This is a genomic window from Methylorubrum subtropicum (genome assembly GCF_038442325.1).
GTDB classification, from domain to species: Bacteria; Pseudomonadota; Alphaproteobacteria; order Rhizobiales; family Beijerinckiaceae; genus Methylobacterium; species Methylobacterium subtropicum.
The window spans coordinates 85,816-92,247 of sequence record NZ_JBBXMW010000019.1 but is presented as its reverse complement, the minus strand read 5'-3'; the positions used below and the strand labels follow the sequence as shown (position 1 = coordinate 92,247).

General features: G+C 69.4%; 8 protein-coding genes. 2 read left to right on the top strand and 6 right to left on the bottom strand.

Annotated elements, in window-relative coordinates:
* Nucleotides 1-154 precede the first annotated feature (154 nt).
* The 3 genes from bfr to AAHG03_RS21760 form a co-directional block, all read right to left on the bottom strand.
* Nucleotides 155-652 carry a bacterioferritin gene (gene bfr, locus AAHG03_RS21770; protein WP_056240891.1) on the bottom strand — a complete coding sequence of 166 codons (498 nt, stop codon included), beginning with the start codon at nucleotides 650-652 and terminating at the stop codon, nucleotides 155-157.
* Between the two features lie 50 nt (nucleotides 653-702).
* A complete protein-coding gene (locus AAHG03_RS21765) occupies nucleotides 703-993 on the bottom strand; it encodes a (2Fe-2S)-binding protein (RefSeq protein ID WP_342153147.1) in 291 nt (96 codons plus the stop codon).
* Nucleotides 994-1,315: 322 nt separating this feature from the next.
* Complete coding sequence (locus AAHG03_RS21760; RefSeq protein ID WP_342153145.1) at nucleotides 1,316-2,179, bottom strand: universal stress protein; 864 nt, start codon at nucleotides 2,177-2,179, stop codon at nucleotides 1,316-1,318.
* 372 nt (nucleotides 2,180-2,551) lie between these two features.
* On the opposite strand from AAHG03_RS21760, the gene AAHG03_RS21755 reads away from it, so the two are divergent.
* The gene (locus AAHG03_RS21755) at nucleotides 2,552-3,256 is read left to right on the top strand and encodes a DUF4142 domain-containing protein (protein WP_342153144.1); all 705 of its coding nucleotides are present in this window, start codon (nucleotides 2,552-2,554) and stop codon (nucleotides 3,254-3,256) included.
* 215 nt (nucleotides 3,257-3,471) lie between these two features.
* On the opposite strand, the gene AAHG03_RS21750 is transcribed toward AAHG03_RS21755, so the two are convergent.
* The 3 genes from AAHG03_RS21750 to AAHG03_RS21740 all read right to left on the bottom strand — a co-directional run bounded on the left by AAHG03_RS21750 (nucleotide 3,472) and on the right by AAHG03_RS21740 (nucleotide 5,587).
* A complete protein-coding gene (locus AAHG03_RS21750; protein WP_342153143.1) occupies nucleotides 3,472-4,155 on the bottom strand; it encodes a carbonic anhydrase in 684 nt (227 codons plus the stop codon).
* A 142-nt stretch (nucleotides 4,156-4,297) separates the two neighbouring features.
* Complete coding sequence (locus tag AAHG03_RS21745; protein WP_342153142.1) at nucleotides 4,298-4,825, bottom strand: NUDIX hydrolase; 528 nt, start codon at nucleotides 4,823-4,825, stop codon at nucleotides 4,298-4,300.
* A 12-nt stretch (nucleotides 4,826-4,837) separates the two neighbouring features.
* Nucleotides 4,838-5,587 (bottom strand): DUF429 domain-containing protein, encoded by a 750-nt coding sequence (locus tag AAHG03_RS21740; protein WP_342153140.1) that lies wholly within the window; start codon nucleotides 5,585-5,587, stop codon nucleotides 4,838-4,840.
* Nucleotides 5,588-5,920: 333 nt separating this feature from the next.
* Here AAHG03_RS21740 and dut point away from each other — a divergent pair, with 333 nt between their 5' ends.
* Nucleotides 5,921-6,382, top strand: coding sequence for a dUTP diphosphatase (gene dut / locus AAHG03_RS21735; RefSeq protein ID WP_342153139.1), 462 nt, complete (start codon nucleotides 5,921-5,923; stop codon nucleotides 6,380-6,382).
* Nucleotides 6,383-6,432: the final 50 nt, after the last annotated feature.

The following is a 6,432-nucleotide window of genomic DNA, read 5'->3' as shown; positions in this document are numbered from 1 at the left end:
CGCCGCCTGGCCCTCGCCATCCTGCGCCAGGACACCGCTAAGGGCTCCTTGCACACCAAGCGGCAACTGGCCGGATGGGACGACGACTTCCTCGCCGACCTCATCACCCAAATGCGATAGCCCTGCCACAAGGGGGAGGGGAATACCCAAAAAATCAGTCCTTCTCGGGCTCGATCTGCTGCAGGCCGCCGATGTGACGCTGGGCGTAGAGCGGCAGGCCGATCTGGCCGATGAGGTCGAGCTGCGTCTCGAGGAAGTCGATATGGCCTTCCTCGTCGGCGGCCAGCTCCTCGAACAGGATCTTGGTGACGCGGTCGTTGATCGAGTCGCAGTACTTGGCGGCCTCGAGGTAGAGCGCCCGGGCCTCGTTCTCGGCCGCGAGATCGCACTCGATGATCTCCTGGACGTTCTGCCCGATCTTCAGCGGGTCGAGCTCCTGGAGGTTCGGGAAGCCGTCGAGGAACAGGATCCGGTCGATGAACCGGTCCGCGTGGTTCATCTCCTCGATCGATTCCTTGCGCCAGAACTTGGCGAGGTCGACGTAGCCCCAGTCGTTCAGCAGGCGGAAGTGGAGCCAGTACTGGCTGACCGCGGTCAGCTCGCTGCGCAGGCCCCGGTTCAGATATTCGATGACCTTCGCGTCGCCCTTCATCGGCCCTCACTCCTCGTTTGCGAGGCGTCGGGACGATCGGTCGAACCGTCTCAGGCAGCGACGCCCTCGGGCTCCCTTGTAGTTTGGAACGATCCCAAACTGCAAGTCGCTTCGCAGCCGGTGGTGCAGGCGTGCGCCGCATGACTGTGCGCCGCATGGGCTTCCGCTTCGGCCAGCGCGTTGCGCAGGATGCCGCGGATGGTGCGGGCGCAGCGCCCGCATTTGGCGCTGCAGCCGAGGCAGCCGTAGACCTGGGCCGGCGTTCGCGGACAGCCGGGGCCCGGCTGCAGGCACGCACGGACCTGTCCGTCGGAGAGGACGTTGCAAGAGCAGACGATCATGCGGGGATCGCGAACCTGTCGTGCCTGTCGGGTTCCGCCGAAGCGGCGGCGCCTGATCCTCTTCGATCCCCCTATCCCATGGGCGTCACCGGAAGCCGGCTCTGCAACGCCCGTAGATTAGAATAATTGAAAAGTTCAAGCTTTTCAGGACTTTAGCGGGCACCTTCGGGCTTGGCAACTCCCCGTGCGCGCAATCGAACGCGGCGCGAGCCATCGCGAAAGCGGGCGCCACGAAACGGCCGCATCCGGGACAAGGCGGTTCAACGGAACGCGATCAAGGACTTGGGCGACGAGGCTGACGCGGCGGTTCGGCCGCCTCGCCTCAATGCGCCATCAGCACCGGCACACGCGCCTGCGACAGGATGTGACTGGTCGGCCCCCCGAAAATCATCTGGCGCAGGCGGCTCTGGGTGTAGGCGCCCTTGATCAGCAGGTCACAGCCGACGCTCTCGGCGGTGTCGAGATAGAGTTCGCCCGGCGTGCGGCGCCCGGCGAGCAGCTCCTTGTGCGAGGCCTCGACCCCCTCCGCGGCGAGCGAGCGAGCCACGTCCTCCGCGCTCGGGCCCGGCACCATGCCGCCCTCGGCGCTGAGCACGAGGATGCGCCGGGCGCGGCGCAGGAACGGCATGGCGAAGGCGATGGCGCGGGCCGTCTCGCTCGATCCGTTCCAGGCGATCAGGATCGATTCGCCGAGGCAGTCCGGCACTTTCGGCGGGGCGAGCAGGATCGGGCGCCCGCTCTCGAACAGGGCGGTCTCGAATGTGGTCATGCGCGGCGCGCCGTCCTCCGGCCCCGGCCGCCCGACCACGGTCGCCGAGAACAGGCGGGCGTACTGGCCGAGGAAGGCGTCGCCCGGCGGCACGTCCGGGCGCCAGCGGAAGCGCGGTCCGGCATTGGCAGCGGCATCCGGCGAGCAGGCGGCGCCGATTTCGCGCCGCGGCAGGCCGGCCGCCTCCATGGCGGCGACGAAGCGGGCGCCGGCATCCTGGGCCTCCGCCTGGTCGGCCTCCTCGTCGCGCAGCCACGTCATGCCGCCGACCATGTCGACGGGGACGTATTCGGCGAGCGCCGGGCGCAGCGCGATGCCCTCGATCACGCTGCCGAAGCGGCGTGCTACCAGCACGGCGGTCGCGAACACGGAGGGCAGCGCGTCGTGCAGCGTGACCGGAACGAGCAGGGTCTTCATGGCCGGCCTCCTCGAACCTTCTTTTTTGGGACTTTGCGGCGTGGGCCGCGGGATTGGCGGAGGCTAGATCGAATCGGCGCTTGGGAAAACCGGTCCCGTCGCCGCCATCCCCGGTCGATCCGCCCGGCCGTGCGGCGTTGTCCGCCGATTCGACCTCAATGCGGATGAAGGACCCGCCGCGTCATGAGCAGATGCGGCGAACTACGGACAAGCTTGACCGTCCCGATAAGTCATCACTCCGACAAATTCAATCTCAGGGAACCATGCCGGCAGACAGCGGTTGACCAGGCGAAGTCGATGTCGCGGCCTCGACCGGTTCCGCCGGTCTCTGAGGCCGTGACCCATGTCGATTGTCCCAATCAGAGGTTCAGTATGCTGAAGAACTACGCTGTCGCGTCCGCCCTCGTCGCCGTCATGGCGACCCCGGCCTTCGCCCAGAGCACGGGCGATTTCCGCACCGACGCGCTGCAGGCCAACTCGTTCGAGATCCAGTCCAGCCAGATCGCGCTGCAGAAGAGCCGCAACCCGGCGGTGCGCGCCTTCGCCAAGGAAGCGATCCGTGACCACCACGCCGCGGCCGTGGCGCTGACCGGCGGCGGTCGCGACGCCGTGGCGGGCGGCATGGGCGGGCCGATCGGCGGCCTGATCGAGGCTCCGCTGCAGATCGCGGGCGGCGCTGTCGGCGCGGCCACGGGTGCGGCGGCCGGCGTCGTCGGCGGCACGCTCCAGGGCGGCCCGGTCGGCGGTCTCCAGGGCGCCGGCACCGGTGCGGCCCGCGGCGCGGCGGCCGGCACTCGTGCGTTCGACGTGGACACCACTGCGGGCACCGGGCTGGGCGGTCGGCTGAACCCGCAGCAGCAGCAGATGCTCGCCGAGCTGTCCGCGGCTCCGGCCGGCCCGCAGTTCGACCGTCTCTACGGCCGCCAGCAGGTGATGTCGCACCAGATGTCGCTGCAGATGCACCAGTCCTACGCCCAGTCCGGCCCGAACCCGGCTCTGCGCAACTACGCCCAGCAGGCCGTGCCGGTGCTGCAGGAGCATTACACCATGGCCCAGCGCCTCCCGGGCGCCCGCTGAGTCCAGCGACCCATCCGGTAAAGAAAGAGCGGCGGGCCGAGAGGCCCGCCGCTTCTTTTTGTGTTCCAGGGCATGAGGTTACCGAACTGGGCGTCTCCTCCGCCCTGCGGGGAGGAGGGAGGAGGTGGGGGTGGTGCCGGATGAAGCTCGACGCTCGATCCTGAACCACCCCCACCCCTGACCCCTCCCCGCAAGGGGGAGGGGAACCGCTCAGATCAGCTGCACTGGATCAGCGCCGACGGAGCGAGGCTCTGGCCGTCGCGGGCGACGACGGAGTGGAACTCGCCGGTCTGCGGGTCGCGGACGCGCAGTTCGCCGGTGGCGATGCCGAAATGCGCGCCATGCAGGTGAAGCTTGCCGGCCTCGACCTTCTTGCGCACGAAGTCGAAGGTCATGAGGTTCTTCAGGCTCTGGCCGATCATCGCGTATTCGAGGCGGGTGAGGTAACCCTCCTTGTCCTTGTGGTCGCCGGCATCCGCCAGCGTCTGCTTGGCCGGCTCGACCAGCGAGACCCAGTTGCCGATGTAGTTGCCGCTCGACAGCGGATCGGAGCCCATGCCGGCGGCCTTGATGCCGCCGCAGGTGGCGTGGCCCATCACGACGATGTGCTTCACCCCGAGAGCCACCACCGCGAATTCGAGCGCCGAGGACGTGCCGTGGTGGCTGTCGCCCTTGTCGTCTTCGGCCGGCGGGACGATGTTGGCGACGTTGCGGATCGTGAAGATCTGGCCCGGCCCGGTGTCGAAGATCACCTCGGGGGCCACGCGGCTGTCGCAGCAGCCGATCAGCAGCACTTCCGGCTCCTGGCCGGCGCCGAGGGCCTCGTACTTGCGCCGCTCGTTCGGCAGGCGCTCACCGAGGAAGGTCTTGTAGCCTTCCGTCAGAACCTCAGGAAACATCGTGTCGCTCTCCGGTTATGATCGGGTGCGGCAGCGCACGCGCGGGCCCCGATCGACCGTTGGAGCGTCGGACGGGGTGCGCCGCATCGGGCGCCGCCTTGGGCGGAAATGACCCCGTGGCCGGTAGATATCGGCTGCGGCGTCAAGCGTTACGCCAGTTTAAACGCACAGGCGTGCCCGGAACGTCCCCGGTCACGATTTGTTGCGCCAGATTCGCGAGACCGGCCGGCTCGACCCGCTCTCCGCTCGCGGCAAGTGCGTCAAGGCACCACCAGCGGGTGCCGCGCACCGGGTTGTCCTCGGTCTCGGCCAGCCGACTCGTGTCGATCACGTCGCTTGCGAGCCGGACCACGAAGTAGCGCTCGCGGGCGTAGCGCGATGTGCGGAACAGGTGGAACGGCCCGTCGCAGACGGCGACCAGCGGCCCGAGTTCGACATCCGCGACGCCGATCTCTTCGGAGAGTTCGCGGCGGCAGGCTTCCTCGTGGGTCTCGCCGGGCTCCAGCCCGCCGCCGGGCATGAACCAGAAGCCGCGCGCGTCGGGGTCGGCCGGGTCGATCGGGCGGACGGATTCGTACTCGATCAGGAGCAGGCGCCCGGCCGGGTCGAACACCAGGGCGCGGGCGATGTCGCGGGTCGCAAGATCGGATTCTTTGTCGGTGTCGCTCATCCCCCCGGCCTATCAGCAAACCGGGTCGCGTCCGAGACCTTTGGCCGGCGCCCAGATCACCACCGGCAGCCCTTCCGCGTCGTGCTCGAACTCCGGCGGCAGCGCCACGGCGCGGCCCTCGGCGATGTCGCGGGCGACGATCACGGCCGCCATGGCGTCGAGATGGTCGTCCGCGCCCACGCCCCGCGGCGGCGTCGAGGCGACGAGGGACGGCGGCAGGCCGGCGACCGCCAGCAGCAGCCGGCGCTCGGCGAGCCCCGCTGCCTCGCGCTTGCCGGCCTTGAGCGGCCGGTCGCCGTTGAGGCGGAAGAAGGCGACTTCCGGGTGCACCTCGTGGACGCGCGCTCGAAGGGCCGGCTCTTCCCGCAGAAGGGTGTCGACCTCCTTGATGTATCCAAAGATATTCCAGCACTGGAGCGAGGGGGCGAAGGGCGGCTCGGAACGCTCCCGCGAGAACGCCTTGGCCGTCTCGTAGTCGGCGGCATAGACCGCGGCGCGGGGCGGCACCGGGAAGACGCTGGTGCGCTTGGCACCCAGCAGGGCACGGGCCGCGTTGTCGGCCGAGCGCCCCTTGTCGCGGATGCGCTCGGGCAGGCCGATCGGCACGTCGATGCCGACGATCTCCGGCGCCTCCGGGGTATCGAGCACGTCGCGGACGGATCGAAAGTGGGCGGTGCGCCAACGTTCGGGATCGTCGCGGTCGACGAGCACCCCGGCCCAGGCGCCGCGGCACCCGTCCAGCCCCGCGATCCAGCGCGCCATCGGCTTTCTCCCTACGTGCGGTATCGGCCGCTCTCTTATCTCACGACCCGCCCCGTCATTCCGGGGCTCGCCAGAGGCGAGAACCCGGAAGCCACCCGTGATGCGCGGCTTTACGAAGCGGCGCGGCCAGTCGTGGATTCCGGGTTCCGCTGCGCGGCCCCGGAATGACGGCGGTGGGGTTTCGCGGAAGAGTCTCGCTGTTGGCTCGGCTCATTGCCTCCCCACATTGCCCCACGGCCCGGCTTCGCACAGACTCGGCCGAATTCCTCCCCGATACGAGGCTGCCGCTTGCCCGAGGATGCGACGAAACGGTGTTCCGGGGAGCCACCGAGGGTGGGCTTACGCATCCTCGATGCCCGCCTCACCCGTTGGGGCTTCCCGCGCTGGGGCAGTCCCGGTTCGGCCGGGCTCGATCTCCATGCCTGCCTCGACGCGCCGCTGCGGCTGGCGCCCCAGGCGGCGGCCGTGCTGATCCCGGCGGGGGTCTCGGTGCGGATCGGCGATCCCGGCTGGTGCGGGCTGGTCTATCCCCGCTCGGGGCGGGGGCATCGCGACGGGCTCGTGCTCGGCAACGGCACCGGGGTGATCGATGCCGATTACGAGGGGCCGCTGCTGATCTCGGCCTGGAACCGCAACCCGGCGGGCGAGCCGATCCGTATCGAGCCGGGCGAGCGCATCGCCCAGATCGTGTTCACCCGGGTGGTGCGGCCGGATTTCGAACTGATCGAGGAGTGGGTCGAGGGCGATACGACCGGCGGACGCGGCCGGGGCGGGTTCGGCTCGACCGGGCGGTGATCCTGAGATAAGCTTGGCCATAGAGCGACTTAGCGCATCGTCGCCCCGAA